This window comes from Streptomyces sp. NPDC001492 (assembly GCF_053597275.1).
In genome coordinates, this window is record NZ_JBSFHW010000023.1 from 126,792 (window position 1) to 152,681 (window position 25,890).

The 25,890-nt window shown below is 68.6% G+C and carries 37 protein-coding genes; 30 read left to right on the top strand and 7 right to left on the bottom strand.

Annotated features, from left to right (window positions below):
* Positions 1-12: 12 nt before the first annotated feature.
* From ACWC1K_RS28090 to ACWC1K_RS28180, 19 genes are all read left to right on the top strand, one after another.
* Positions 13-342, top strand: coding sequence for an HK97 gp10 family phage protein (locus ACWC1K_RS28090; RefSeq protein ID WP_450835321.1), 330 nt, complete (start codon positions 13-15; stop codon positions 340-342).
* A complete protein-coding gene (locus ACWC1K_RS28095; protein ID WP_450835322.1) occupies positions 339-731 on the top strand; it encodes a phage tail termination protein in 393 nt (130 codons plus the stop codon). Before ACWC1K_RS28090 ends, ACWC1K_RS28095 begins: the two co-directional genes overlap by 4 nt.
* Positions 732-803: 72 nt before the next feature.
* Positions 804-1,391 (top strand): phage tail tube protein, encoded by a 588-nt coding sequence (locus tag ACWC1K_RS28100; RefSeq protein WP_450835323.1) that lies wholly within the window; start codon positions 804-806, stop codon positions 1,389-1,391.
* Between the two features lie 91 nt (positions 1,392-1,482).
* Positions 1,483-1,899 (top strand): hypothetical protein, encoded by a 417-nt coding sequence (locus ACWC1K_RS28105; protein WP_450835325.1) that lies wholly within the window; start codon positions 1,483-1,485, stop codon positions 1,897-1,899.
* 29 nt (positions 1,900-1,928) lie between these two features.
* Positions 1,929-2,309 carry a hypothetical protein gene (locus ACWC1K_RS28110; RefSeq protein ID WP_450835327.1) on the top strand — a complete coding sequence of 127 codons (381 nt, stop codon included), beginning with the start codon at positions 1,929-1,931 and terminating at the stop codon, positions 2,307-2,309.
* Between the two features lie 21 nt (positions 2,310-2,330).
* Positions 2,331-6,788 (top strand): hypothetical protein, encoded by a 4,458-nt coding sequence (locus tag ACWC1K_RS28115; protein WP_450835328.1) that lies wholly within the window; start codon positions 2,331-2,333, stop codon positions 6,786-6,788.
* 12 nt (positions 6,789-6,800) lie between these two features.
* Positions 6,801-9,029 carry a hypothetical protein gene (locus ACWC1K_RS28120; RefSeq protein ID WP_450835330.1) on the top strand — a complete coding sequence of 743 codons (2,229 nt, stop codon included), beginning with the start codon at positions 6,801-6,803 and terminating at the stop codon, positions 9,027-9,029.
* 2 nt (positions 9,030-9,031) lie between these two features.
* Positions 9,032-10,126 (top strand): DUF5047 domain-containing protein, encoded by a 1,095-nt coding sequence (locus ACWC1K_RS28125; RefSeq protein WP_450835332.1) that lies wholly within the window; start codon positions 9,032-9,034, stop codon positions 10,124-10,126.
* Positions 10,123-10,395, top strand: a complete 273-nt coding sequence (locus ACWC1K_RS28130; protein WP_450835334.1) for a hypothetical protein — start codon at positions 10,123-10,125, stop codon at positions 10,393-10,395. Before ACWC1K_RS28125 ends, ACWC1K_RS28130 begins: the two co-directional genes overlap by 4 nt.
* A 14-nt stretch (positions 10,396-10,409) precedes the next feature.
* Positions 10,410-11,006: a hypothetical protein gene (locus ACWC1K_RS28135; protein WP_450835335.1), complete on the top strand. Its 597-nt coding sequence runs from the start codon at positions 10,410-10,412 to the stop codon at positions 11,004-11,006.
* Between the two features lie 61 nt (positions 11,007-11,067).
* Complete coding sequence (locus ACWC1K_RS28140; RefSeq protein WP_450835337.1) at positions 11,068-11,988, top strand: hypothetical protein; 921 nt, start codon at positions 11,068-11,070, stop codon at positions 11,986-11,988.
* A gap of 19 nt (positions 11,989-12,007) precedes the next feature.
* On the top strand, positions 12,008-13,006 hold the full coding sequence (locus tag ACWC1K_RS28145; protein ID WP_450835339.1) for a hypothetical protein: 999 nt from the start codon (positions 12,008-12,010) through the stop codon (positions 13,004-13,006).
* Positions 13,003-13,584 (top strand): 3'-5' exoribonuclease domain-containing protein, encoded by a 582-nt coding sequence (locus ACWC1K_RS28150; RefSeq protein WP_450835341.1) that lies wholly within the window; start codon positions 13,003-13,005, stop codon positions 13,582-13,584. Before ACWC1K_RS28145 ends, ACWC1K_RS28150 begins: the two co-directional genes overlap by 4 nt.
* Complete coding sequence (locus ACWC1K_RS28155; protein WP_450835342.1) at positions 13,581-13,907, top strand: hypothetical protein; 327 nt, start codon at positions 13,581-13,583, stop codon at positions 13,905-13,907. Before ACWC1K_RS28150 ends, ACWC1K_RS28155 begins: the two co-directional genes overlap by 4 nt.
* A gap of 32 nt (positions 13,908-13,939) precedes the next feature.
* Positions 13,940-14,260, top strand: coding sequence for a hypothetical protein (locus tag ACWC1K_RS28160; RefSeq protein ID WP_450835344.1), 321 nt, complete (start codon positions 13,940-13,942; stop codon positions 14,258-14,260).
* The gene (locus ACWC1K_RS28165; RefSeq protein WP_450835346.1) at positions 14,223-14,444 is read left to right on the top strand and encodes a DUF7620 family protein; all 222 of its coding nucleotides are present in this window, start codon (positions 14,223-14,225) and stop codon (positions 14,442-14,444) included. Before ACWC1K_RS28160 ends, ACWC1K_RS28165 begins: the two co-directional genes overlap by 38 nt.
* A complete protein-coding gene (locus ACWC1K_RS28170; RefSeq protein WP_450835348.1) occupies positions 14,441-14,767 on the top strand; it encodes a putative phage holin in 327 nt (108 codons plus the stop codon). The genes ACWC1K_RS28165 and ACWC1K_RS28170 overlap by 4 nt, the downstream gene beginning before the upstream one ends.
* A gap of 3 nt (positions 14,768-14,770) precedes the next feature.
* Complete coding sequence (locus ACWC1K_RS28175) at positions 14,771-14,932, top strand: hypothetical protein (protein ID WP_450835349.1); 162 nt, start codon at positions 14,771-14,773, stop codon at positions 14,930-14,932.
* Entirely contained in the window at positions 14,929-15,246 is a 318-nt protein-coding gene (locus ACWC1K_RS28180; RefSeq protein WP_450835350.1) for a hypothetical protein, read from the top strand. The genes ACWC1K_RS28175 and ACWC1K_RS28180 overlap by 4 nt, the downstream gene beginning before the upstream one ends.
* Positions 15,247-15,308: 62 nt before the next feature.
* Here the strand turns inward: ACWC1K_RS28180 and ACWC1K_RS28185 are convergent, their stop codons facing one another.
* A complete protein-coding gene (locus ACWC1K_RS28185; RefSeq protein WP_450835351.1) occupies positions 15,309-15,578 on the bottom strand; it encodes a hypothetical protein in 270 nt (89 codons plus the stop codon).
* Positions 15,579-15,607: 29 nt separating this feature from the next.
* Between ACWC1K_RS28185 and ACWC1K_RS28190 the strand changes: the two genes are divergently transcribed.
* The 3 genes from ACWC1K_RS28190 (at position 15,608) to ACWC1K_RS28200 (ending at position 17,577) form a co-directional block, all read left to right on the top strand.
* Entirely contained in the window at positions 15,608-16,117 is a 510-nt protein-coding gene (locus tag ACWC1K_RS28190) for a hypothetical protein (protein WP_450835352.1), read from the top strand.
* A complete protein-coding gene (locus ACWC1K_RS28195; protein ID WP_450835354.1) occupies positions 16,114-17,256 on the top strand; it encodes a tyrosine-type recombinase/integrase in 1,143 nt (380 codons plus the stop codon). Before ACWC1K_RS28190 ends, ACWC1K_RS28195 begins: the two co-directional genes overlap by 4 nt.
* Before the next feature lie 99 nt (positions 17,257-17,355).
* Positions 17,356-17,577, top strand: a complete 222-nt coding sequence (locus tag ACWC1K_RS28200) for a LexA family protein (RefSeq protein WP_450835355.1) — start codon at positions 17,356-17,358, stop codon at positions 17,575-17,577.
* A 109-nt stretch (positions 17,578-17,686) separates the two neighbouring features.
* On the opposite strand, the gene ACWC1K_RS28205 is transcribed toward ACWC1K_RS28200, so the two are convergent.
* Together ACWC1K_RS28205 and ACWC1K_RS28210 are read right to left on the bottom strand one after the other, a co-directional pair.
* Entirely contained in the window at positions 17,687-17,887 is a 201-nt protein-coding gene (locus ACWC1K_RS28205) for a hypothetical protein (RefSeq protein ID WP_450835356.1), read from the bottom strand.
* Positions 17,888-17,896: 9 nt separating this feature from the next.
* Positions 17,897-18,106, bottom strand: a complete 210-nt coding sequence (locus tag ACWC1K_RS28210) for a hypothetical protein (protein WP_450835358.1) — start codon at positions 18,104-18,106, stop codon at positions 17,897-17,899.
* A 117-nt stretch (positions 18,107-18,223) separates the two neighbouring features.
* Between ACWC1K_RS28210 and ACWC1K_RS28215 the strand changes: the two genes are divergently transcribed.
* From ACWC1K_RS28215 to ACWC1K_RS28225, 3 genes are read left to right on the top strand one after another with little or no spacing between them, the layout of a single operon-like run.
* Positions 18,224-18,403: a hypothetical protein gene (locus ACWC1K_RS28215; RefSeq protein WP_450835359.1), complete on the top strand. Its 180-nt coding sequence runs from the start codon at positions 18,224-18,226 to the stop codon at positions 18,401-18,403.
* A 60-nt stretch (positions 18,404-18,463) separates the two neighbouring features.
* On the top strand, positions 18,464-18,958 hold the full coding sequence (locus ACWC1K_RS28220; protein WP_450835361.1) for a hypothetical protein: 495 nt from the start codon (positions 18,464-18,466) through the stop codon (positions 18,956-18,958).
* The gene (locus ACWC1K_RS28225) at positions 18,955-19,122 is read left to right on the top strand and encodes a hypothetical protein (RefSeq protein ID WP_450835362.1); all 168 of its coding nucleotides are present in this window, start codon (positions 18,955-18,957) and stop codon (positions 19,120-19,122) included. Before ACWC1K_RS28220 ends, ACWC1K_RS28225 begins: the two co-directional genes overlap by 4 nt.
* A gap of 73 nt (positions 19,123-19,195) precedes the next feature.
* Here the strand turns inward: ACWC1K_RS28225 and ACWC1K_RS28230 are convergent, their stop codons facing one another.
* Together ACWC1K_RS28230 and ACWC1K_RS28235 are read right to left on the bottom strand one after the other, a co-directional pair.
* Positions 19,196-19,354, bottom strand: a complete 159-nt coding sequence (locus ACWC1K_RS28230; RefSeq protein ID WP_450835364.1) for a hypothetical protein — start codon at positions 19,352-19,354, stop codon at positions 19,196-19,198.
* 64 nt (positions 19,355-19,418) lie between these two features.
* Positions 19,419-19,664 carry a winged helix-turn-helix domain-containing protein gene (locus ACWC1K_RS28235; RefSeq protein WP_450835366.1) on the bottom strand — a complete coding sequence of 82 codons (246 nt, stop codon included), beginning with the start codon at positions 19,662-19,664 and terminating at the stop codon, positions 19,419-19,421.
* A gap of 158 nt (positions 19,665-19,822) precedes the next feature.
* Between ACWC1K_RS28235 and ACWC1K_RS28240 the strand changes: the two genes are divergently transcribed.
* Complete coding sequence (locus ACWC1K_RS28240) at positions 19,823-20,071, top strand: hypothetical protein (protein ID WP_450835367.1); 249 nt, start codon at positions 19,823-19,825, stop codon at positions 20,069-20,071.
* A 211-nt stretch (positions 20,072-20,282) separates the two neighbouring features.
* Here the strand turns inward: ACWC1K_RS28240 and ACWC1K_RS28245 are convergent, their stop codons facing one another.
* Complete coding sequence (locus tag ACWC1K_RS28245; protein WP_450835369.1) at positions 20,283-20,522, bottom strand: helix-turn-helix domain-containing protein; 240 nt, start codon at positions 20,520-20,522, stop codon at positions 20,283-20,285.
* A gap of 625 nt (positions 20,523-21,147) precedes the next feature.
* Positions 21,148-22,026: an undecaprenyl-diphosphate phosphatase gene (locus ACWC1K_RS28250; protein WP_450835371.1), complete on the bottom strand. Its 879-nt coding sequence runs from the start codon at positions 22,024-22,026 to the stop codon at positions 21,148-21,150.
* Between the two features lie 265 nt (positions 22,027-22,291).
* Between ACWC1K_RS28250 and ACWC1K_RS28255 the strand changes: the two genes are divergently transcribed.
* The 4 genes from ACWC1K_RS28255 (at position 22,292) to ACWC1K_RS28270 (ending at position 25,462) form a co-directional block, all read left to right on the top strand.
* Entirely contained in the window at positions 22,292-23,479 is a 1,188-nt protein-coding gene (locus tag ACWC1K_RS28255; protein WP_450835373.1) for a Gfo/Idh/MocA family protein, read from the top strand.
* Complete coding sequence (locus tag ACWC1K_RS28260; RefSeq protein ID WP_450835375.1) at positions 23,476-24,402, top strand: DUF6807 domain-containing protein; 927 nt, start codon at positions 23,476-23,478, stop codon at positions 24,400-24,402. The genes ACWC1K_RS28255 and ACWC1K_RS28260 overlap by 4 nt, the downstream gene beginning before the upstream one ends.
* A complete protein-coding gene (locus tag ACWC1K_RS28265; RefSeq protein WP_450835377.1) occupies positions 24,396-25,115 on the top strand; it encodes a cupin domain-containing protein in 720 nt (239 codons plus the stop codon). The genes ACWC1K_RS28260 and ACWC1K_RS28265 overlap by 7 nt, the downstream gene beginning before the upstream one ends.
* Before the next feature lie 71 nt (positions 25,116-25,186).
* The gene (locus ACWC1K_RS28270) at positions 25,187-25,462 is read left to right on the top strand and encodes a YciI family protein (RefSeq protein WP_351481081.1); all 276 of its coding nucleotides are present in this window, start codon (positions 25,187-25,189) and stop codon (positions 25,460-25,462) included.
* Positions 25,463-25,890 lie beyond the last annotated feature (428 nt).

The following is a 25,890-nucleotide window of genomic DNA, read 5'->3' on the forward strand; positions in this document are numbered from 1 at the left end:
GTTGGAGGGGCTATGGCAGCACGGTTCAAGATGAACCGCAAAGGTGTCGGCGAGATGCTGCGCATGCCGGGGATGCAGGCGGAGATGCTGCGTCGCGCCGAGGTGATCAAGGGCGTAGCCGTGGCGCTGTCACCGGTCGGCGAGGGCGGCCCCCATCCGGGGCACTACAAGTCGTCATGGGAGACGGACAGCACGGCCCGCGGCGGGCGACGCCGTGACCGTGCCGTCGGCTACGTCCGCAACACCGCCTACTACGCGCGCTGGGTGGAATACGGCACCGAGCGGGTGCCCGCCCACCACGTCCTGCTGCGGGCGGCCCAGATGGGTGGCCGGAATCAGTGACAGACATTGTCGACATTGAGCTGGAGCTCATCAGCCGCGCGACAGACCGCTTTCCTGAGGCGGTGGTGAGGGACGAGCTCGACAACAACCTGCTGAACGAACTGCCGACGATCCGATTCCAGCAGGTTCCCGCCGGTGACGATGACGGATTCCGACTCGCCCGCGTCATCGTCGATATGGACGTCTTCGGGGCAACCCGGGCTGACGCCATCACCCTGGGCCGAACCGTGCACGCCTGGCTGACGGGCGAACTGCCGGGCACCGCGGGTGCGTCCGTCACCTTCGGGCAGATCAGAGCACTGACCCTCCCGGGGCCACGGGACTACGAGAACACGGCCCTGCGCCGCGTCGGCGGCACCTACGAAATCTTCTGCCACCCGGTCTCCTGACCGGCCGTCGGGCCCGCGCCGGACCCTTCAAGTTCCCGCCCGTGCGCGGGCTTTCGCATGTCTGGAGACATCATGGTCAACATCACCCGCGCCGCGGACCTCGCCCTGGTGGGTGCGAACGGCGGCGGATGGGTCGCTCCGGTCGGCTCTACCGCGCCGGCGGACCCCCGCAACCAGCCCGTGTCACCGTGGGAGCCGCTGGGCGCGATCTCGGACGACGGCCTCAAGTACGGCTTCGACGAGGACTCCCAGGAGTTCACCCCGTGGGGTCTGACCAGCCCGTTCAGGACGCAGATCACCAAGTCGGTGCGGACGTTCGGGCTGACGGTGTGGGAGACGTCCCGTGTCGCGGTGCAGTCCCTGCAGTACCGGCTGTCGACGGCGGATCTCGCCCCCGACGGGGACGGTCTGACGAAGTACGCGGAGACCGCAAGCCCGGTACCGGACCGTCGCGCGTTCTGGTTCCTGGTCATCGACGGAGACGCCTACAAGGGCTTCTACGTCCCGCAGGGCGAGATCAACGACCGCAGTGACGTCACGTTCAAGCAGGACGAGATGTCCGGCTACGAATGGACGATCACCACCTACCCGGACGACTCCGGGAACACGGTCTACCACGTCGACAAGATCCCCGTGACGCCCGCCTACACGGGCTCATGAGCTGGTGGGTGGGCCGCTCGTCGGCGCGGGCCCGGCCCGCCCACCTCTGCCTTCCTCTGCCCGCGCCGTCTGATCGAAAGGGGCCCGCGCCGTGGCCACATCACGCAACGCCGCCAGCAGCACCAGCGGAAAGCCGCGCACGGCGGCCCGTGCCGCGACATCCCGTCGCCCAGCCGAGCCGGACGTCGACGACCAGACTTCCGCCGCCGAGGCGCAGGAAATCGAGGCCGTCAACAAGTACGTGACGGCCCTGCTGTGCGACGAGGAAGTCCGCGTCATTCCGCCGGGCGCGTGGCGGCAGTCGTGGCAGCGACTGGCCGCGCAGGGCCAGATCGATGCTTTCGCGCAGATCATCCTTCACCCGGATGACTACGAGCTCTACGTCGACATCGACCCCACGAACGAGGAGTGGGGGGAGTTCGTCGGTGATGCGGCCGAGCGGGCGGGTGAGAGCCTGGGAAACTCGCGTGGACCCGCTCCGTCGTCGAGGCGCACGCGGAGGCGGTAGAGGCCGACCTGCTGCGCTACTACCAGGGCGTGGATCTGCTGGACGTGCACCGGGGTGTCATGTCGTGGCGGAGACTGCGGGTCCTGATCCAGCACCTGCCGCCGGAGTCGGCGACATGGACGGCCCTGCGCAACGCAATGTCGGATGAGGAGCTGGCGGAGCAGGCGGACAAGGGCGAGCCGGAGCAGGGGCGCTGGTCGCAGCAGGAACTGTTGCTTGCCGCAGCGCTGGATGCGATTCGCCGCGTCGAGTACGTGCTGATTTGCGCGAACACCGACTCAAAGTCCAAGCGCCCGAAGCCTCCAGACCCGACACGCAGGCCGGGCGCGAAGTCGATCCGGCCGAAGCAGCAAATGTCCGACGCCCAGGCCAATCACCTGTGGTCGATGCTGAACGGGGGCGCCGCATAGGGCGCTGGGAGGAGGCTCCCGGTGCCTATCTCTGTCGGCAGTGTCGAAGTCGATGTCGTCCCCAACGCCCGCGGAATCGACGCCCGGCTCCGCGCGGCGCTGGTCCCCCCAGCGTCGCAGATCGGCGACGAGGTCGGCCGGATCATCGGCCGGCAGATCGCCGCTCAGATGGCGCCAGCGATCCGGGATGGCATCAACAATGGCGCCAGGGCGGCCCGCCCGGCCGCGGCCCGGCAGGGCGACGAGACGGCGGGCGCGTTCTCCCGATCGTTGAAGGCGCGTTTGGAGGCGGCGTTCCGGTCGCTGCCGAAGGCCGACGTGCGCCTGTCCGACACCGGTTTCGACGCGGACATGGCCCGTCTGCGGGCCCGCCTGGAGACCTTGTCGGGAAAGCGCATCGGTATCGACGTCGACGCCGGCGCCGCCCTGGCGGAAATCACGGACATCGAGGAGCGGCTGAAGCGGCTCGGCGCCCAGCACCCCAACGTGCAGGTCCGCGCCGACACGGCGCGCGCCTTGGCGGAGCTTGCCGCGCTGCGCGCCGAGGTTGACGCGGTGGACGGCAAGAACGTCGACATCGACGCGAGCGCGGCAACGGCCAGCATCAACGGGCTGGTGTTCGCGGCGATCGCGCTCGGCCCGGCGATCCTGCCGGTGTTGCCGGTCATCGCGGCCGGGCTCGGTGCGGTCGCCGCCGCGGGTACCGCGGCTGCAGCAGGTATCGGCTCGATCGCGCTGGTGGCAATCCCCGCGTTCAAGCAGATCGGCACCGTCCTCCAAGCCCAGAAGGCCGCCCAGGATGCGGCGACGAACGCCACCTACAAGGGCGCCCAGGCGAACTCTCAGGGTGCTTCGAAGGCCATTCAAATGGCGGGCGCACAGCAGGCTTTGGCGACGGCCCGCCGTAACGCCGCCCGGCAGATCGCGGATGCCGAGCGAGGCGTGGGCGACGCTGTGCGGCAGGCGGCGCAGGCGAACGCGCAGGCCGCCACGCAGGTCAAGCAGGCCCGGCAGTCGCTGTCGGACGCCTACACGCAGGCCGCGGACCGCATGGACCAGGCCAACGAGCAGGTCGTCCAGGCAGAGCGCGATCTCGCAGCAGCACAGAAGTCGGCGCGCCAAGCCCAGTTGGATCTGACAGCGGCCCGCAAGGAGGCCTCTCGCCAGCTGCAGGACATGAACAACCAGCTGGTCGACTCGCAGCTCGGCGTGCGGGACGCGGAGCTGCGGGTAGCTGAGGCGCGGCAGAACCTGAACGCGGTCAACGCTGCCGGGTCGAAGGCAACCGCGTTGCAGCGGCAGCAGGCCCAGCTGCAGTTCGACGAGGCGATGCAGCATCTGAAGGAGCAGCAGCTTGAGGCCCAGCGCCTCAAGTCGGATACGGCGGCGGCGAACAAGGCTGGCGTCGAGGGCAGCAACACCGTCAAGAGTGCGCAGGAGCGGCTTGCCGCATCCCAGCAAGAGGTTGTCGACAAGACGACTGCGTTGAAGAAGGCGCAGGACAGCGTCGCGAAGACGCAGATCGAGAACACTCGGGCGATCGCCGACGCACAGCAGAAGCTGTCCGAGGCGCAGAAGAACGTCGCCGAGACGCAGCGGGCCGGCGCCGAGAACATTGCCCGCGCGCAGGAGCGTGTCGTGCAGGCCCAGCAGTCGGGGGCCGATTCGATCGCTTCGGCTCAGCGCCAGATTGCCTCCGCGTCGCTTTCGGCGGCCGGGGGCGTGGATCAGGCTGCCATCGCGCAGTCCAAGTACCAGCAGGCTTTGGCGAAACTCACGCCGAGCGCCAGGGACACCCTGAATGCGTTCGTCGGCTTGCGGACGGCGTTCGGGGCGTGGTCGAAGAGTTTGCAGCCAGCGGTGATGCCCATCTTCACGCGGGCGCTCGTGAGCCTGCGGAACACGCTGCCGACGCTGACGCCGTTCGTGATCGGTGCCGCGGGTGCGATCAAGACGCTGCAGGACCGGGCGTCGGCGGCGGTGAAGAAGCCGTTCTGGCAGGACTTCAAGAAGGATCTGCAGACAAACGTCCGCCCGGCGATCATCGGTCTGGGTGTCGCATTCGGCAACGTGATCAAGGGGATGGCGGGAGTCGTCGACGGATTCTTGCCGCACATGGACGGCATCTCGTCGACGATGCAGCGGATCACGGGCCGGTTCGCGAACTGGGGTGCCAGCCTGAAGGGCTCACCCGAGTTCGAGCGGTTCCTGGCCTACGCCTCCGAGCACGGGCCGATCCTGGCCCGTGTGCTGGGGCAGATCTTCACCGCGTTCTTGAACATCAGCAAGGCGATGTCGCCGATCGCTGACATCCTGCTGCCGCTGCTGGGCGGGCTGGCGCAGGCGATCGGCATCATCGCCGACAAGGCGCCCTGGTTCATCCAGTTGATCTACGGGATCATTCTGGCGACGAAGTTGTGGACGCTCGCGCAAGTGGCGTTCAACTTCGTCATGTCGGCCAACCCGTTGGTGCTGATCGGCCTGGCGATCCTGTCCCTGGTCGGGCTGGTCATCTACGCCTACAACCGCTTCGGCTGGTTCAGGACGCTGGTGCAGGCCGTCTGGTCGGGCATCCAGACAGGAGCCCTGTTCTTGTGGAACAACGTCCTCAAGCCCGTATTCGGGTTCATCGTGCTCGCGGTGCAAACGCTGGGCCGGTGGGCGATGTGGCTGTGGACGAATGCGATCAAGCCTGCGTGGGATGCGATCAGCCTCGCCGCGCGAATCCTGCTGACGACGATCGTTGTCCTGGCGATCCTGCCGATCATCGCCGTGTTCAAGATCCTGGGCGCGATCGGCATGTGGCTGTGGCGGAACGCGATCAAGCCTGCATTCGACGGGATCGCCGCGCTCGCCGTGTGGCTGTACCGCAACGTGTTCAAGCCGCAGTTCGATGCCGTGATGGCCATCTTCAGGGCTGTGGCGAGGGTCGCCATGTGGCTGTGGAGGAGCGCCCTCGCGCCTTCCTTCCATGCGATCGGCGACCTGGCCATGTGGCTGTACAGGAACGCCATCAAGCCTGCCTGGGGCGGCATCGTCTCGGCGATAAAGATCGCCTACCAGGTAGGGATCAAGCCCATCTTCGACAAGTTCAAGGGTGTCGTCCACGACCTGCACAGCGCTTTCGACGTTGCCGTCCGAGGCATCAAGACCGCCTGGGACAAGATCAAGGACGTATCGCGCAAACCCGTCCAGTTCGTCGTCGACACCGTCTACAACAGGGGCATCGTCGGCGTCTGGAACAAGGTCGCCGACGCCTTCGGAGCTCCGAAGCTGAAGGCATTCAAGTTCGCGGCTGGCGGCGTCATGCCCGGCTACACGCCCGGCCGTGACGTGCACCGGTTCGTGTCGCCGACCGGCGGCGCGCTCGAACTGTCCGGCGGCGAGGCCATCATGCGGCCGGAGTTCACCCGCGCGGTCGGCTCCGGGTTCGTGGGCACCATGAACAAGCTCGCCGCATCCGGCGGCTCCCAGGCGGTGAAGGCCGCCCTGGCGCCGGTGTTCGGCGGCAACCCGCGCACCCACACCGACACCTCCCTCCAGTACGCGGGTGGCGGCGTGGTGCAGTCGTTTGCGGACGGCGGCATCTTCGGCTGGATCGGCAAGGGCCTCAACAAGGTCGCAGGCGCCGGATCGGACGTGTGGAACGCCATCAAGAAGGGCGCGAGCTGGCTCGGAGACACCCTGGAGGCGTCGGCCCGGGCAGGCGTGAAGCATGTCGTAAATCCGCTGCTCGCGAAGTTCCCGGGCATGGACACCGGCTTCGGAAAGCTGATCCGCCACATCCCCGACAAGATCATCGATGCGTTGTTCGGCTACTCCAAAGACTCCGACAAGAAGGGCGCCGGGGGGATCGGCGGCCCCCGCATCCAGGCAGCCCTGAAGTGGGCTAAGACGCAGGCTGGTCTGCCCTACCAGTGGGCGGGTAACGGCAACCCCTCGTGGGACTGCTCGGGCTTCATGAGCGCCATCGAGTCCGTCATCCGCGGCCAGAGGCCTCACCGCAGGTGGGCGACGGGCGCCTTCCACGGCCGGACGGCCCCGCCCGGCTGGGTGTACCACGGCAACAGCCCCTTCAGGGTCGGCATCACGAACGCCGGCGTGGGCCACACGGCCGGCACCCTCGGCAAGACCAACGTCGAATCGAGGGGCGGCGCAGGCGTCATCGTCGGCGCTGGCGCCCGCGGCTACAACGACAAGCTGTTCGGCTCCTGGTACGGGTTCAAGCCTGGGTCCTACGACTCCGGCGGCTTCCTGCAGCCCGGCCTCAACCTGGCCTACAACGGCACGGGCAGACCGGAGCCCGTGTTTACGTCGGCGCAGGCCAGTGCGCTGTTCTCGATGGCGCGGGGCGGCGACGGGGCACAGGCCCCGGTCATCGTCGAGCTCCACCCGAAGGAAGGCGCGATCGGCGACTTCATCGACGTGCGCATCCAGGACAGCCAGCAGCAGCTGGTGCAGGTTCTCAACGCGACCTGAGAGGGGACTCCCTTGCCGATTCCCGGGAACCTCCTCAGCCAGACCACAGAGTCCATCGACCCGAACACCAGCGGATGGACACCCAAGCTCAACTGCACCATCGCGCAAGGAACCGGCGGCCGGAACGGAAACGGCTGCCTTGCCGTCAAGTCCGTGGCCGCGGGCGAGATGCAGGCCCGCACCGTCTCCTCCTACCCGGTCACCGCAGGCACCGTGTACTACGCCTTCGCGGACACGGCCGGAGTAGTGGGGGAGCGGATCGGCATCCGCTGGCTCAACTCCTCAGGCGGCGAAGTCGGGGTTGCCTGGTCTGCTACGACCATGGCGGCCTCGTCGGCGTGGCACCGGGTCAGCACCGCGGGTGTGGCGCCGGCGGGGACGACGCAGGCGCAGGTGCTGCTCGGCTCGACGGAGACCGGGGCGGTCGTCTCCCACTACTGGGAAAACGTCTACCTGGGCCTGCCGCTGCGGACGACCGGCAACCTGCTGCCGTTCAACACGGAGTCCACTGAGGTCGATGCCACCGGCTGGGCGGCGGTCGTGAATGCGACCGTCACCCGGCAGGTGCCGGTGATGCAGTGGGCTGTCGACAACTACCTTGCCGGCGGCCACACGCTGGCGATGACCGCGGTCGCCGCGGGCAACGCCTCCGTGCTGGCGGTGGACCGGCCGGCGGTGACGCCGGGCACCGAATATCTGGCCTACGCCTACCTGCAGCCCCCGGTGCTGACGTCGCAGGCGTGGATCGAACTCCGTTTCTTCGACGTCAACGGCAATCAGATCGGCGCCCAGCGTTCCACGCTGGCGCCGCCGGCGACGACGGGCATGTACCGGCAGCGGGCATCCATGGTGGCGCCGGCGAACGCGGCCACGTGCAGCGTGGCGGCCGGCCTGGATGCGGCGTCGGCCGGGCAGGTGCTGCGCCTGGAGACCGTGGTCGTCATGGTGGCGCCGCAACTGCAGGCAGGCACGGTACTGCCGTATGCAGACGCCTCATTCGAGCAGGGCATCGCCGGGTGGACGGTCCCTGCCGGAGTGGCGACCCTGGCCCGCACCACCCCGTGGGGCAACGCGTTCTTCGAGGGCTCCTACGCCCTAGCCGTCACCTCGGCAACCGCCACCGCATCGACCGTGCGATCCGTGAAAGTGCCGGTGACGGGCGGTGCGAACTGGCGGGCGCAGCCGGTGGTGCATCGGGCGGCCGGATCCTGGGCGAACGTCACCGTGCGAGTGCGCTGGTACGACGCCACCAACGCGGATCTCGGGGCTTCCGCCGGCACCCTCTACACGATCCCAGGATCGTCCTGGTATGCCCTGCCCTCGGATGCGACTGCACCGGCGAATGCGACGCAGGCCGCAATCGAGCTCGTGGCAACCGCTGCGGCGACAAGCTCGGTGCTGCACGTCGACCAGGTCGTGCTGTGGCAGGTGCTGCCACAGACCGCCGTGGAGGCCGTCGACGACGGAGGCTACATCCAGCTGACGCTGCGGGAGCTGACACTCGACTACGAAATCTCGGTGTACCGGGTACAGCAGGACGGCTCCCGCGCCCTGGTCCGCAGCACCGAGGGCCTCATCGACCGGCAGACCATCACCTCAGACCTCATGATCATCGAGGATCATGAGGCGCCCCTCAACACGCCGGTCTACTACCACATCGAGATCTACCCGCCGGGCTCACTGGCTGCGGCCACCCGCTCCAGCGGCACCGTCACCCTCACCCTCGCCGACATCAACCTGGCCTGGCTGAAAGACCCGGCGAACCCGCAACGCAACCTGCAAGTGATGGTCGCCAAAGCCCCTGACTGGCAGCGGCCCATCGACCAGGCCTCCTACGTGGTCCGCGGCCGACGCAACAAGGTCGTCCTCTCCGGCGTGCGGCAAGGCCTCGAGGGCGACCTCGCTGTCATGACCCGCTCCGACGCCGAACGTAAAGCCCTCCACCTGCTCCTCGACTCCGGAAACACCCTGCTGTGGCAGGCCGTTCCCGGCATGGGCGTCTCCGACATGTACGTCACCGTCGCTCAAATCACCGAAGCCCGCACCAGCCCGCTCGCCCAAGAGTCATGGCGGGCGTGGACGCTGCCGCTCGTCGAAGCGGACATGCCGGTCACAGTCGGGGTCAACGGAGCCGCGGGCCGCACATGGCAGGACATTCTCACCGAGTTCGACACCTGGCAGGACGTCCTGAACGCCTACGCCACATGGGAAGACGTCCTCCTGGACCGCCGGAAGGGGTGAGCGTGTATCCCGTCTCCGACCGGTTCCTCACCCGTCTCGCCGAATCCCACACCGTGGCCACCCGCGTGCAACTGTTCCTGACGACCGGGCAGGTCATCGACCTGCCGCACACCGGCGGCAGCGTGACGGTGGACCGGTCGCAGGCAATCCGCCGAACCTGCACCGTCACCTGCCCCGACCCGTCCCTCATCCCGCGCACACCCACCGACCAGCTCGCCACCTACGGGGCCCGGCTGCGCATCAGCCGCGGCGTCGACTACGGCGACGGCAGCCAGCCCGAACTCGTGCCGCTCGGCGTGTTCCGCCTCGACAGCGCCGACGGCGACGTCAGCGAAGGCCCGGTGACTCTGCAAGGGAAAGGCCTCGAGGTCGTCCTGCAGGACGACAAGTTCACCGCCCCCTACACGGCCACCGGCACCGTCATCTCCGCGGTGACCGCGCTGGTGCAGCGGAGCCTGCCCACCGCCACCGTGATCAGCACAGTCGCCGATGTCACGATCGGCTCCCGCACCTGGGACATCGAGGGCGAACCGCTGGCAGCGGCACAGGAGGTTGCCGCCGCCGCCGGAGCCGAACTGTATGCCGATGCTGATGGCACGTTTGTGCTTGCCACGCTGCCCGACCTGTCCACGGCAACCCCCGTGTGGTCGGTCGAGGCACGTGAGGGTGGCGTGTACATCACCGGCAGCCGCGGCATGTCCAGCGACAAAGTCAACAATGGCGTCCTGGCGCGCGGGGAGAACACCAGCGCGAACGTTCCCCCCGTCTCCTACCTGGCCACCGACAGCGACACGACCTCGCCCACGTACTGGGGCGGCCCCTACGGCCGACGCCCCGCCTTCTACAGCTCGTCCACACTCACCACGCTCGCCGCCTGCACGAATGCGGCGCGGCTGAAGCTGGCCGCCATGAAGGCCCCGAACGCGAGCGGCGACTTCTCCGCCCTGCCGAACCCCGCCCTGGAGCCGGGCGACGTCCTGCGTGTCGTCCACCCCGACGACAGCAAGGAACTCCACCAAGTCGCCAGCTTCAGCGTGCCACTCGACACCGGCGGCGACTTCCCCATCGCCACCATCTCGGCGAAGGAGGACGCGTGACGTCCAGCCACAGCGTCCACCGCGACCTCGCCTGGGCGCTCAAACAGCAGGCCCAACGGGCCGGCGAGCAGGCCCCGTCCGTGCGCGGCGCTGACTGGCGGCTCGCCACCGTCACAGCCGTCAACACCGGCGGAACCGTCGACGCCGACGGCATCCCCGCCATCCGCCGCCTCAAGTCCTACACAACCCCGGCCGTGGGCGACGTCATCGTCATCAGCCAGTCCAGCAGCGGCAACTGGATCGCCATCGGGCCCCTCGCCACCACCTAGACAGAAGGGACGCCATGTCCACTGAGGACGACTACGGGCAGGGCGTCAACATCGCCTCCCTGACCGACGCCCCCGACGCCTCCAAGTTGGCGAAGGATCTCGCGAACACGCTCGCCCAACGTGGCGTCATGCGGTTCGCATCTGCCTCCGCGCGGGGCGCCGCCCTCACCGGGACGACAGCGCCCGTCGACGGCATGGCCACCTGGCTGCAGGACACCAACAGCTTCGAGGTGTACGACGGCGCCGCCTGGGTCACCCCGCAGCCGGCCCTGACCAGCACCACCAGCGGGCTCACCGCCGCGAGCGGCTTCACCGTCAACACCTTCTACGGCTTCCGGCAGGGGCGCTTCATCACCCTCGACATGTTCCTCGGGCGGTCCGGCGGCAACCTCGCGCTCGCCAGCGGCAACCTGCCGGACACTGTCTGTTGCACCGTCCCGTCCGGATGGCGGCCCACCCACGACACGATCAACGGCGCCTGGGACAACGGCGTGGCCGGAGGCGGCTTCGTCATCGGCACCGACGGCATCTGCACCCTGCGCACCTCCGACGGGACCATCGAATCCGGCACCAATCTGCGCCTGCACATCGCCTTCCTGAAGACCACCTGACCTGCGCCATCACCACGCCCGCGCCCCCTGGCAGGGCCTTTTTCATGCCCGGGAGGGCTCGTTGACCCGATTCCACGGCGGGAAGCTCCCCGCCCAGCCCGCCCGTCCACAGCTGAGACTGTCGACGGTCCTGGGCAGCCGCCTCACAGCCCCGCCGGAGGCAGTGGACTGGCAGGACGACCGCATCGTCTGGCCCATGTACGCCAACGACTTGTGGGGCTGCTGCGTGTTCGCCGAGATCGGCCACGCCATCAACCAGCTCACCTACTACGGCAGCGGCACCGAGATCGAACCATCCGAGAGCGCCATCCTCGGCGCCTACTCGAAGGTCACAGGCTTCGACCCGAGCGCAGGCCCTTCCGGCGGCAACCCGACCGACCGGGGAACCTACGTCCAGGACGCGCTGAAGTACTGGCGCAAGACGGGCATCGCCGGGCACAAGATCGTCGCCTATGCGTCGCTCGACGTCGGCAACCTCGACGAAATCCGGCAGGCCATCGCCCTGTTCGGCAGCATCTCGATCGGCATGAACTTCCCCGACAGCGCCATGGACCAGTTCGATACCGGACAGGTCTGGGACGTCGTCCGTGGCGCCCACATCGAAGGCGGCCACTGCGTCCTCGCCGGCGCCTACGACAGCAGCGGCGTCGGCATCGTCACCTGGGGTGCCGAAACCAAGGTGACCTGGCGCTTCTTCCAGAAGTACGCCGACGAGGCCTGGGTGTGCCTCGACAAGGACGGCCTGACGAAGGCTGCCACCTACTTCACGGGCGCTGCATCGCTCTACGCGCTCGGCCAGGACTTCGCAGCCCTGACCGGGGAGCATAACCCCGTCCCGGCCCCGCCGCCCCAGCCGACTCCGGCCCCTCCTTCGCCGCCAGCGCCTTCTCCGGTGGATCCTCGACTGGCTCGGGCGGCTGCCCTGGCTCAGGAACTGGACGGACTGATGCAGGCGCTGGCGCACGACAACTGCCTGAGCTGAAGGGACGGAGACCATGACCATGTCTGGCCCCCAGCGCTATCCCGGCGCCTTAACCGCCTATTGGTACGGGTCGAAGTACCCGGGCTCGCCGATGGAGGTCAACGTCCTGTGCTGGCACTCCACGGAGGGAACGTCCCTGCCGTCGTATGACGGCGGTTCGATGGCCCCGAACCTCACAGCGAAACCGGACTTCGCGGCAAAGCGCCTGGTCTGGTACCAGCACTTCGACTTCGACGTGTCCTCCCGCGCCCTGCGCAACCTGGCGGGCGGCGTGGAGACGAACACCCTCAATGTCTGCCAGGTGGAGATCGTCGGCACCTGCGATCCGACGACGCACACGAAGTGGTCGCAGGCCGGGATCCAGCACCTGTACATGGCGGAGCTCCCGGACTGGGCGATCCGCGACCTGGCCGCCTTCGCAAAGTGGGCCAACACCAGCCACGGCGTACCGCTGTCGTCCGGATTGACGTTCAAGGCGTACCCGTCGAGCTACGGCGGCAACGGCGTCCGCATGAGCGGCAGTCAGTGGAACAACTTCACCGGGCACTGCGGCCACCAGCACGTCCCCGAAAACGATCACGGCGACCCGGGCGCTTTCCCGATGGCCGCCATCCTCGCCGCCGCCAAGAACGGCACCATCCAGGAGGACGACGTGGCGCTCACCGACGCCGACATCGCAAAGATCGCCGCTGCGGTGACCAAGCAGCTGCCCGCAGCCCTGTGGGCTAGCGACACCGTTCCCGCGGCACGGCCGCCGTACAACAACACGGACTACTTCGCGGCCGACGGCAAGACCGTCAACAACGACACCTGGACCGGCGGCTACATGCAGCGCACCCAGGTCGAGGGCATCCGCGAAACCCTGGCCCGCGTGAAGGAACTCGGGGCACGGACGCCGGTCGAACTGTCCGACATCGGCATCGCCACCCTCGCCTCCGCGGTCGCCTCCAACCCGGCGCTCGCCGAGCAGATCGCGGAGAAGGTCGCCGTCAAGCTCGCGGAGAGGCTCGCCGAGTGACCGACGTCTTCTACGACTGGGAGTTCCTGGAGGACGGCGTCCACATCGAGCCGATCTCCATCGGCATGGTGTCGGATGACGGCCGCACCTACTACGCCGTCAACGCTCGCCTCGCCGCGCGCGGATGGAAGGGGTGGCGGTTCCGGCGGCGGGTGCGCAAGCACAAGTGGCTGATGGAGAACGTCGTCCCGCACCTGCCGAAGCCGCACGGCGACTGGAACCTCCACATGCCGAGGCGGTGGCTGTTCAACTACCTCGACCCGGCCGTAAAGCCCATCGAGCAGATCGCCCGCGAGGTCCGCGACTTCATCCGCGACAGCGGGGACGACGTCCAGCTCTGGGCGAACTACGGAGCCTACGACCACGTCTGTCTCGCCCAGCTGTGGGGCCGAATGATCGACCTCCCCGACGGTGTGCCCATGTACACCAACGACATCCAGCAGGAACGCGCCCGGCTCGGCCTGAGCTGGGACGACCTGCCCAAGCAAGAATCCGGCGAGCACAACGCTCTCGCCGACGCCAGACACAACCAGACCGTCCGGCGCTGGCTCGCCGAACAGGAAGCGAGAATCACATGACCGTCAACCTTGATGCCGCGTATTGGCTCGGCCTCGTCGTCTCCGTCGTCCTGCCCGTCCTCGTCGGGCTGGTCACGACGAGAGTCACGTCGCCCGGCGCGAAGGCGGTACTGCTCCTCGCGCTCAGCACGCTCAACGGGTTCCTCGTCGAACTCGCTGGCCCGCACCCGTCCGGATACAGCGTGGCCACGGCCGCCGTGCTCGCCCTCGTGTCGTTCGGCACGAGCGTCCTCGCCCACTTCGGCCTGTGGAAGCCGACCGGGGTCAGCGGCAAGGCGCAGGACAGCCTCGTCACCGCTCGCGCCGAGCCGCGGGGCGTCTGAGTGGGCAGACCGGTCGAGGGTAGGGGGACAACGTGAGCGAGATCTTCGGCATCGACCCGGTACAGGGCGGCGCCGCCGCTCTCCTCGCCCTCGTCATCCTCCTCATCCTCACCGGCCGGCTCATCCCCAGACGCACCCACGAGGACGTCATCGCCGACCGCGACAACTGGCGATCAGCGTTCCTGCAGTCCGAAGCCGCCCGGCAACAGGAGCACGACCAGACCGAGGAGCTGCTGGAGTTGGCGCGGCTCGGCGGACACATCCTCACCGCCCTGCCCCATCCGGGGAAGGCGGACGAGGGGGAGGTGACAGCCGATGCTCGGATGGCTCCGACGCCTCGTACACGGCCGTGAACGCAGCCAGCCCACCGACTCGGAGGCCGCCCTGGAGCGGGCAACCGAGGCCCGGCAGGAAGTCGAAGACCGCTGGTCGGCTGTACGGGCTGCCGTCGCACCCATCCGGCAGGCCCGCATCGAGAACCACTGGGCGGAGAAGGTCGAAGCGGCATTCGGCGCCCGAAGAGGAGCAGCGCGATGAAAAACATGGGGGTCGACGTCTGGATGAACGCGGTCATGTCGGCGCTCGGGTTCATCGCCTGCGCCGTGTTCGTCGCCACCTACCACCTGACCGCGACCTGGTGGCGGTCAGAGGTTGGGCGCAACCAGATGGCTTTCGTGGCCGCAATCGGCCTGCTCTGCTTGTACACGGTGCTGGCCACGGTGTGGCAGGGCGACGCATGCATCCTGATCGTCCTGCGCAGCCTCCGCACTCTCGCCGTGGCCGCGGTTGTAGTGCTGGTGGTGCAGCGCACCCGGCTGATGCTTCGCGCCCAAAAGAAAGACCATCGAACTGGAGTGTGAGCAATGCCCGAACCGCCCGCAGCTCGCGAGCCGCGCCGCGACACCACAGCCGCCGACGCGGCCAGTCTCGAACGCATGGGCCGCATCGACGAACAGCCTGTTCCGGCACCGTCCATCAATCCGTTCCTCGAACCCGACCTGCCGCCCTTCGAGGGAGAAGCGTGAGCACCCTGAGAGAACTCGCCGTCGACGGCAACCGGATGCTGATGCAACCGTGCAGCCTCTACAAGCGCCATATGACGGCGGTCATCGAGCGACACCATGTCTGCCCGAAGTCGTGGTGGCTGGCGTCCGGGAAGGCGATCGACACACCGATCGTGGCGATCTGCGGAACGTGCCACGGAGATGCTCACGCCGCGATCGACGGCCTCCTCGCCGGCCGGGACGTGTCGGCGATCCCGCGGCGTTGCGTCGCCCTCGCCCGGCAGGGCCTCGCCATCGCTGCCGAACACGGGCTCACCCCGGCGCCCACGCTGTGAACGTCTGTGCCCCGCTCCTTCTGCTGCCATCCGGCGGCGGGGGAGCGGGGCGCTTCGGCGTTCTAGTGTCCCTCGCGGATTGCCTGCGCCAGATCCTTGATGGCGGCGCCGACCGCCAGCAGCGCGTGCACCTGTGCTCGCGCGAGCAGTGCGGCCTGACGCTCGGCGCCATCTCCCTCGCCGAGGCTGTCGTCCAGGTTGTTGATCGCCCGCGCCTGCAACTGGTCGTACCGTCGCTCCGTCATGTCGTCCCTCTCGTCGCCTGACAGTGGAGCGAGCCTGCCGAAGACTGGGGCGTCTGTCAGTAGCGCCTCGGCGATCCGGTAGCGCATAACGTTCCCTTATGCGCTAGAATTTGAGGATGGATCAGACCCTTGAGAAGCGACTGAGGGGGCAGCTCTCTCTGGCCCGACGGCACGCGCACACCACCGACGCAGAGCGCGCCGACCTCGAAGCCCAACTCCTCCGCGCCCGAGCGGAGATACAAGCGGCGCGAGCGAGCGCCGCCCGAGCGCACGCCACCATCGCCACCAAGACGGCAGCCCTCCATCACCTCGAAGACGTCTGGCGCCGCTGGTACGTCGACGCCCACACCGGCACGTCCGAGCGGGACTTCATTCTCGGAGTCGGGGCCGACATCCAAGCGGTCATCGAAGAGGCCAACGCAGACGGCCCTGCCGGGCCGGGGGACGCCGCCTGGGGAAGCGTCTGGCTGCACGGCAACTGGCAGTGGCTCACAAAGAACATGACGACCCCCGAGCGTGAACTCGCAGCCGACGCTGTGGCCCGCTGGTCGGCCGCACTCAACGCCGAGGACTCCGACCTCGAAGCGGGCGAACCTGAAGGGCTGCGCTGGTGGAGGGACGCGTGAACGACGGCCATCTCGCCGTATCCGAGCCGGGCGGCATCGCTCTGCCCGGCTCGGACCTGTTCGAGGAAGTCCGCCGCAAGCTCGTCGACGACCTCGGCATGGTCCAAGTCGACCGTCGCGGGCGAGAGCGCGTCTACCGGCCGCGCGCCGAACTTCTTGCTGAAGCCGTCACCCCCGACACGTTCGTCATGGTCATGGACTGGCTGTCCTCCACTCGACGCGGCAGCCTCCAGACGAAGCGCAACTACGTCGACGACATCCGCCGCGTCTGGGGTGGCTACGCGCAGGAACTCGGGCACGAGCGGTTCGCGCTCGGCTGCTTCACCGCCGACCACATCCGCGCCTGGCGACTCCGCATGGAAGGACGAGGCGCCCCACCCACCACGATCAGCCGCTACCTCAACGCGCTCTCCTCACTCCACACCTACGCCGCAGAGAAGATCGACCTCCCCAAGAACCCCGTCACCCAAGACGACCGACCCAAGGTCGACAAGGGCAACACCTCCCGCAGCACCCCCGTCCTCGAAGTCGACGAAGTCCAAGCCGTCGTGAAGGCCGCAGAGAACGAGTTCGATGCACTCATCGTCCTACTCCTCTACACCCTCGCCGGACGCGTCAGCGAGATGTGCGCCGCCGACGTCAACGACCGGATCGAACGAGGACGCCGCTCCTACCTCGACGTCACCCGCAAGGAGAGCAAGGAACGCATCCTCCCGCTCCCCGTCACCGTCGCCGAACTCCTCGACGCCCACACCGCCGGCCGCACCGAAGACGCACTCCTCCTCGACTCCGACGGCCGCCGGCTCGACCGACACGACATCGCGCGCCTGCTCACCCGCCTCGGACGCAAGGCGCGCGTCCTCACCTGCTCGACCGTCAACGAGCCAGGCCACGCCTTCGCCCGCTGCAAGGTCTGCCGCAAACTCACCCCGCACGTCCTCCGCGCGTCCCGGATCACGCACATGCTCGACGACCACGTCGACCTCGCCGAAGTCCAAGCCTTCGCCGACCACGACAACCCCGCCACCACCGTCGGCTACTGGAAGCGCCGCAACAAGGGACAGCGGAATGCCGCCCACGTCGACGCAGCCGAAGCGCTGTTCAGCGGAATCACGGATCGGTTCCGGCCGGGCGTGTAGCCATCCCGTGCCACACTGCTTCCGGGCCCGTCGTGTCATCCCCCGTCGCGACGGGCCTCCCGCTTGCCCCATAATTCGAACACGCGCTCTACTGGCTTCATGGCTAGAAGCAAGGTCGACTACCTCACCGACACCCAGGAGCAGATCCTCGCCGTAATCCGCCGGCGTATCGCGGATGCGGGGGAGGCGCCGACGGTGCGGGAGATCGGCGCGGAGATCGGCCGCAGCACGGGCGGTGTCGTCTACCAGCTGGCCGAGCTGGAGGCGAAGTGCGCGATCGTGCGGGAGCCGGGCCGGGCGCGCGGGATCAGGCTGCTGTAGCCCGCGTTGTCGGCGCCGGTCGGTACGCTTATCCCACTCAATCCGGCACGAGATCAGTCGGGTTTGCTGCACCCCGTCGAGCGTGGAACCCCGACGGGGTGCGCTGCTGTCAGCCCGTCTCCGCATGCCGCACGACCCGCTTCAGCTCCATCTCGACGTCGACCCGCGGCCTCCCGGTTTCGGCGGCGAGTGCGGTGACGCCTGCCTGTACGGCGGCGGCCAGGTCGGGAGTGAGGGTGCCTGCCTGGATGGCGGTCCAGGCGGCGGTCTCGGCGGCGAGCAGGGCGGGCGGGAAGGTTATGTCGGGCACCGGGGGATCTTAAGCCTGCTCACGTGCGGCCTTCATCAGCAGGCGGATCTGTTCGCGTGTCCATCCGGTGATGCGTGCTGCTTGGGCCTGGGCGCCTCGCTCGTCGGTGCTGCTCAGTACTGAGATGACCTCGGCTTGGAGGTCTGCGCGTGCGGCGTCGAGCGCGTCGTGTGCATCCCTGTAGCGCTGGGCTGCGAGTTCGAGTTTGGCGGTGTTCATGCCGTCATCATGCCATCCGATTGGCCAAGTCGCTAGGCCGAACCGCTTGACAATGCCAAGTCGCTAGGCCAACCTTGAGGGCACAGGGAAGCTGTCCACCTCACCGCTGGAGGAACCATGTTCAAGCGCAAGATGTCGCAGGCCGCCGACTCCGCCGCCGCCGCCGTAGCCCGCACGGGCCAGAAGGTCGCCGGCGACAAGGGCGTCCGAGCCGCCAACAAGATCACCGGCCCGCTGTTCGGCCAGACCTTCGAGCGCTGCGGCGACGCCTGCACCAACGGCACCTGCAACCACTGACCCACCGAAACCTGCCCGGAGGGTCGCGCGCGACCCTCCGGGCACACAGAAAGAGACGGCATGAGCACACCGCACTACCTGACCATCACCGACACGAATGAGGGACGCACCACGAGCTGGCCCCACCCCGCGGACTGCCCAGACGGCGACCAGTGCGACATCCTGCGCCGTATCCACTACATGGGCGTGCACTCCGTGGCCACCCTCGGCGACGGGCGCCCGGTCAGCCGCTACCTTCTCGGCCGCTTCGGCTTCCACGGGCTTGTCCTGGTCGATGAGCAGGGCGTCGTGCTCCCGGACGTGGTGGAGGCGCTCAGCCCTGCCGCTCAGGCGGCGCGGGAGATCGCCGTCAAGGTGATCCGGGATCTCGCGGAGGGCATCTGCGAGGACACCGAACGCCTCCAGGAACTCGGCGAGATCATCCGCCGGGCGGAAGTCCTCGACCACTGGGAGGGTGCCGCCAACGACGCCATCACCGCCATCATCGACGAGAACCTTGCCAGCATGCGGGCCTACACCGGCCCCATCGACCGGCTTCTCGGAGACGCAGCGTGAACGACAGCCCGCGCAACGCGCCAGGCGGTTGCGGGCTCTGCGGCATCGAACGACGCGGCCACGGCCGCCAGTACGCAGAGCCCGTCGGCTGGCACGCGTGGAAACAGCCCACCCAGCAGCAGATCAAGGACCGCATGCAGGCTCGCCGTTACGGAAAGGGATAACCGACCTGGTCCTCTTCGTTGGGTATGCCATCACAATCACAGGGCAATGTCGCGCTCACGTCGCGCTGGCCGGTCACGCCGCCGTGGTGACGTCCCCGCGCCCGACCCGGTCCAGCTCGTCCAACAGCCGGTGATACTCCGCCCGAGCGGCGTCGTCGAGCCGCGTGTCCCGGTGCTTGAACAGCGCCCGGATCTGCTTGTTCAGCTCGGCGATACGCTCGGCAGAGCGCACGCGATCCTGCGGCGGGGGCATGGGGGGCATACGTCTGATCTTAGGGCGCGGGTCTGACAGCGGGCTATGCGGTGGGCGGCTCGGGGAGCGGCGACACGAACGTGCCGATGCCCGGCTCCATGTAGGCCAGCCCTGCCGCCCGCAGCTCCGTCAGCACGCGCTTCGCGGTCACCTGCGAGATCCCGAACTCGTCGCAGATCGCCATGGCTGACGGGAGCCTGCCGCCGGGCTCGTAGGTGCCGTCGAGGATCCGCTCAGACAGGACTGCGTACACCTGCCGCCACCTCGGAATCTCCGGCTCCCACTTCATGATCCCGAAGCTAGGCGGGCCTAGACCGACACGCGAGATCAGCCGACCTATACGACCTATACCGCCTATCCCGCAGGGGTATCGTGCAAACCAGACAGCAAAGACCCCCGCGCCGTGCGACCGGCCGGGGGCGTGGCCGACGGAGTGGAGCCGCCAGCATGGACGAGCGTAGAGACAGTCAGCCGCCGCCCGAAAGCGGCCCGCTCATAACTCCAACCGGCGACCTCCCCACCGCGCAGCAAGCCCACCTCGACTACAACCGGCACGTCGTCGGCGACGAACACAAGACCCGCTGCCAGCGCTGCAGCGACGTCGACCGCGACCGCTGCCCCGAAGGCGACCGGCTCTGGCGAGTGTGGACGCAGGCCTGCGACGCGGCCTATCAGCAGCTGCGGCGCATCCGCTGACGGCTGGTCTCCGTGGTGGCTGATTCACACGGGGTGCGATTCGAGGACGCGAACGCGCTCTGGCCAGTGGTTAGGCGGTGGGTGAGATGTTCACAGCGAGCCCACAAGTCCTCCGCAGATAAATGCACGAACTCGGTTTCAGGCTTTGTTGGCCAGGTATTTACTCAAGACCTAACAGTGCAGCGCAGCCCAGACTCCGCTGCAAAGCCGTTCAGTCGCGGAGGAGGTCTGTCACATGCACGCCGAGGACGTAGGCGATGCGCCGTAGGGTCGATATGCGGGCATCCGCGGAGCCGGCCTCGATCTGCTGATAGACGGAGCGGGAGACCCGGGCGGCCAGGAATACGGACTCCTGGGTGCGGTTCTGGCGCAACCGGGTGACGCGGATGCGGTCGCCGAGGGCGCGGCGCTCCCTGAGGAGCCACTCGTCGTCATCGGGCAGGGTTGGCACTCGACAAACGCTGACCCGAAGTTGATCATAGGTCAGCCTGGAAAACCGGGCTTTCTGTGATCTTGATAATTCGAGCGACGGACCGCGACTCCGCCGCCGTAGAACATGCGGGAGCCCCACACGGCCCCCCGCACAGCACCGTCACTGCCACCCCCCACTGGCAGCCCTGCGGACTGGCATATGCCGCAGGGCGCCGGGTAGTGTCCGCAGTCGAACAGATGTTCACACGAACGAGTGAACTGCCCGCGGCCAGCGCAGGTCGTTAGCCAAGGCGGGAACAAGGAACCTGGCCGCCACGCACCGAGGCACCAGTGGGGAGAAGGCGATGGAACACCCGCGCAACACCCGCCGTCGAAGCCGGCCTGGGCTCCCCGCTCGCCGCCACCCCTAAAGCGACCAGCGGCCAACCCCTGTCGGCCGCTGGTCTGTGGCGCCACCCTCCGGGCCGTGAGGCCCAACCTCCCAAGTGCGGCTCGGAGGGTGGCTCCTCTCATTCAATACGAGGTTCAGTGGGAGACGCGTGGGAGAAACCCGCTGCAAAATTCCACAGCCGACTACGCGTTAACGCGAGATAGTGCGCGATTCGACACTCAAATTGGCAGTGAGGAACTCCCGGCAACTCTCACTATCCGCCTACGGATTCGCCAGCATGGGGACTGAGAAAACCTAGGCTGACCAGCGAAAATACCACGATGCCCAGCGCGATGCGGTACCAGACGAAGGGCATGAAGCTCTTGGTCGAGATGAACTTCATGAACCAGGCGATGACGGCGTACCCGGACGCGAAGGCGATCACCGTCGCGAACAGCGTGGGGCCCCAGGCGACATGGCCGCTCTCCAGCGCGTCCTTGGTCTCGAACAGGCCGGAGGCCAGCACCGCGGGAATGGCGAGCAGGAAGGAGTAGCGGGCCGCGGCCTCCCGCTTGTAGCCCATGAACAGGCCGCCGCTGATGGTGGCGCCGGAGCGGGAGACGCCCGGGATGAGCGCTGCCGACTGGCACAGACCGTAGACGAGGCCGTCCTTCACGCCCAGGTTCTCGAGCGTCTTGCGCTGCTTGGGCGCCCGGTGCCGGCCGCCCGTCTCGTCGCGCGCCGCCAGCCGGTCGGCGATGCCGATGACCACACCGACGACGATCAGCATCGTCGCGGTGATCCGCAGATCGCGGAAAGGACCTTCGATCTGGTCCTTGAACAGCAGCCCGAGCACGCCGATCGGTATCGAGCCGACGATCACCAGCCAGCCCATCTGGGCGTCGTGGTCGCGGCGCATCTCCTTGTCCACCAGCGAGCGCGCCCAGGCCGAGATGATCCGTCCGATGTCCCTGCGGAAGTAGATCAGCACCGCGGCCTCCGTGCCGATCTGCGTGATCGCCGTGAAGGCCGCGCCGGGGTCCTTCCAGCCCGAGAAGGCGGCGGTCAGCCGCAGATGCGCGCTGGAGGAGACGGGGAGGAACTCGGTCAGCCCCTGGACGAGTCCGAGGACGAGGGATTCAAACCAAGACATGGAGGTACGGCGTCCAAGTGCTGATCGTGGCAGGCGCGACGGAAGGTCACGCCGGCGGGCGTCGTGATCACGGGTGTGGAAAGGGCAGCCTAACGTCCGGCGCCGACAGGCCTGGCACAGGGGTTTCGGGGGCACCCGGCGGCCTTGCGTTCTGGATGGTTGACCAGGTGTGGGGGCGGAGCTTACGTTTCTGGGAGGAGAAAGCGCTTGCTGACGCTGCTCCTCCTCGTAGCTCGTCGTTCCCGGAGGAGTGCTGATCAGGTCCATGTCCACGTCCGAGACCCACCCCGGGACGTCCCCGGCCCCCGCCGCCCCGCTCGCCGGCCGGCGCGTCCGGGCCGCCGTCATCGGCACCGGCGCCATCGGGCGGGGCTCGCACCTGCCCGCGCTGGCCAGGCTCGCCGAGGAGGGCGAGACGGAGGTCGTCGCCGCCGTCGACATCGATGCCGGCGCGGTCGAGGAGTTCTGCCGGGCGACCGGGATCCCGCATGCCTACACCGACCTGGAGCAGATGCTGCGCGAGCAGCGACCCGACCTGGTGAGCATCTGCACCCCGCCGACGCTGCACCGCGAGCAGACCATCGCCGCCCTGCGCGCCGGGGCGTGGGTGTGGTGCGAGAAGCCGCCGGTGCCCACGCTCGCCGACTACGACGCGGTGGAGGCCGAGGAGGGCAAGGACGGCGGCCCGTACGCGTCGATCGTCTTCCAGCACCGCTTCGGCTCCGGCTCGCGGCACGTACGGCGGCTGCTCGCGGAGCAGGCCATGGGCCGGCCGCTCGTCGCGCACTGCCAGACCACCTGGTACCGCGACACCGCCTACTACGCCGTGCCCTGGCGCGGCCGCTGGGCCACCGAGGGCGGCGGCCCCGCCATGGGCCACGGCATCCATCAGATGGACCTCCTGCTGGACCTGCTCGGCCCGTGGCGCGAGGTGCGGGCGATGGCCGGGCGCCTGGTCCACGACGTGGAGACCGAGGACGTCTCCACCGCCCTGATCCGCTTCGAGAACGGGGCGATGGCGACCGTCGTCAACAGCGTGCTGAGCCCCGACGAGGTCAGCCGCATCCGCATCGACTGCGAGCGCGCCACGGTCGAGCTCACCCACCTCTACGGCCACTCCAACGCGAACTGGCGCATCACCCCGGCCCCCGGCGTGTCCCGTGACGAGGCCGCAGCGTGGCAGGACTTCGGCGCGGACGTGCCCAGCTCGCACCTGGAGCAGCTGCGGGAGCTGGTGGCGAGCATGCGCGCGGGGGAGCGTCCGCGCAGCAGCGGGGCCGACGGGCGCACCAGCCTGGAGCTGATCGCCGCGATCTACAAGGCGGCCTTCACGGACACCACGGTCAAGGCCGGCGAGATCGGTCCCGGCGACCCGTTCCACACGGCGATGCACGGCGGAGCGCCCGGCTGGGCACCCGTCGATCCCGTGGCGGCCCAGGAGGTGCCCGCATGACCGGCCTGCGTGTCGTGCACGCCCTCGGCGACCGCATCACGATCACCGAACGGGCCGGCGGCGTCGAGCTGTTGAGCTACGTCTACGCCCCCGAGGCGGCCTGGGAGTCCCCGAAGCCGTACATCCACCCGCTGCGCACCCTGGCGGGCGACGTCGTCACCGACTACCGCCCCAACGACCACCGCTGGCACAAGGGCCTGCAGCTGACGGCCTCCCACCTGTCCGGCGCCAACCTGTGGGGCGGCAACTCCTACGTCCACGGCGAGGGCTACCTCGAACTGCCCGAGCGCGTCGGCTCGATGGCGCACGCCGCCTTCGACGAGGTGGCGGTTCACGACGACCGCGCGGTCATCGCCGAACGGCTGACCTGGCACCCGTACAGCGGCGAGCTGTGGGCCGACGAGGAGCGCCGTATCGAGATCCACGACGTCGACACGGAGTCCGGCTCCTGGGCGCTGACCTGGGCCAGCGCCGTCACCAACCGCCGCGAGGAGCCGCTGCGCTTCGGCAGCCCGACCACCGCGGGGCGTGAGATGGCCGGCTACACCGGCCTGTTCTGGCGCGGCCCGCGCGCCTTCCGCGACGGCCGGATCATCGGCCCCGACGCCGAGGGCCCCGGCCTGATGGGCGAGCAGGCGCCGTGGCTCGCCTTCTCGGGCGCACACGACGGCAGCGACGGCCACGCGACCCTCGTCTTCGCGCACGCCCCCGAGAACGACCACCTGGGCGAGCGCGGCACGCACCCCGCGCACTGGTTCGTACGCAACGAGCCGTTCGCCGCGGTCGCCCCGTCCTGGGCGTTCTACGACGAGCTGGAACTCGCCCCCGGCGACACCCTCACCCGCCGCTACCGGATCGTGGTGGCCGACGGACCGTGGGAGCGGGAGGAGATCACCAAGTACCTGGAGGCGCATCCGTGGTGAGCACAGGGGAGTTCACGGGACTGCCGGGCTCCGTCGCGGTCTCGCACCTGTCCGTCTACGACTGGCCGGCCGTCGACGGTGTCTGCGGGGGAACTCCCCATATGCACCTGACCTGTTCGGAGGCGTATGTCGTCACCGGCGGCCGGGGTGCGGTGCAGACCCTCACGACGTCCGGGTACGAGGTCACGCCCCTCGTACCCGGCACGGTCGCCTGGTTCACGCCGGGCACCATCCACCGCTTGGTCAACGAGGACGACCTGCGCATCACGGTGCTGATGCAGAACAGCGGCCTGCCGGAGGCGGGCGACGCGGTCCTGACACTGCCGCCGCGGTACCTCACCGACGCGGAGACGTACGCCGCCGCCACCAGGATTCCGACGGATGTGCCGGAGGAGGAGCAGGAGCGGTTCGCCCGCACCCGCCGGGACCTCGCCCTGGAGGGGTACCAGGCCCTTCGTGACGCGGACGGCCCCGAGACGCTGGCCGCCTTCCACCGAGCCGCCGCGGCACTGGTACGCCCCCGGCTCGCCGAGTGGCGCGAGCGCTGGCGCCGGGGCGCGGAGGCGGCCGCCGCAGCCACGGGGGAGCAGCTCGACCGCTTGGAGAAGGGCGATGTCGGCCATCTCGCGGAGGCTGTCGTCAGGGCCGAACTGCCTTCGGCACAGGGGAAGTTCGGGATGTGCGGGCGGTTGGACGTGTACCGGGCGAACTGACCGGGTGCGCCCTGATCTCGACGGTGGGTAGCCTGGACGCATCGGCTGGGCCCAGCGCACGGGGAGGCCCGATGAAATACGTCGTGTTCTACGAGTCGGCCGACGACCTGGCCGCGAAGGCGCCCGCCCACTTCGCCGCGCACGCCGCCCGCTACCAGGAGTACGTCGAGCGCGGCGAGCTGCTGATGATCGGCCCGTTCGCGAACCCCCAGGAAGAGGGTTCGATGGCCGTCTTCACCACCCGCGCGGCGGCCGAGGACTTTGTCGCCGGCGACCCGTTCGTGCTGCACGGAGTGGTGAAGTCCTGGCGCATCCAGGAGTGGAACGAGGCCCTCGCCCCGTCCTGATCCGCACCTTGCCCGCGGGGTCTGGGCCCTGTCGTTTGGATCAGGTCGGCCGTAGGGAACTGCGCCTTGCAGCCGCCCCGAGCGGGGTCATGGGGGTCCCCCCGCTCGAGCGAAGCCGAGAGTGGGGGAGCGTGCAGCTGCAAGGCGGAGGAGGCCGTGACATCGGCCGCTGCCGCGGCGGGCGACGCGGAGCGATGGGAGCCCCTCCCGCTCGAGCGAATTCGAGAGTGGGGGAGAGTGACGACAACGCCGCTGGGGGTCCCCCACGCCCTTAAGGCAGTGGGGGAGGGCGTGCCAGGGCCCGCGACGCCGAGCTGATCCAGACGACAGGGCCTAGTAGTGCTTCGTTAGGTTCTGGTTCTGCTTGCGGTGAGGGGGCGGCCGCAGGTGGTGCAGGTGCCGGTCCAGCACCGCAGCAGGTCCTGCAA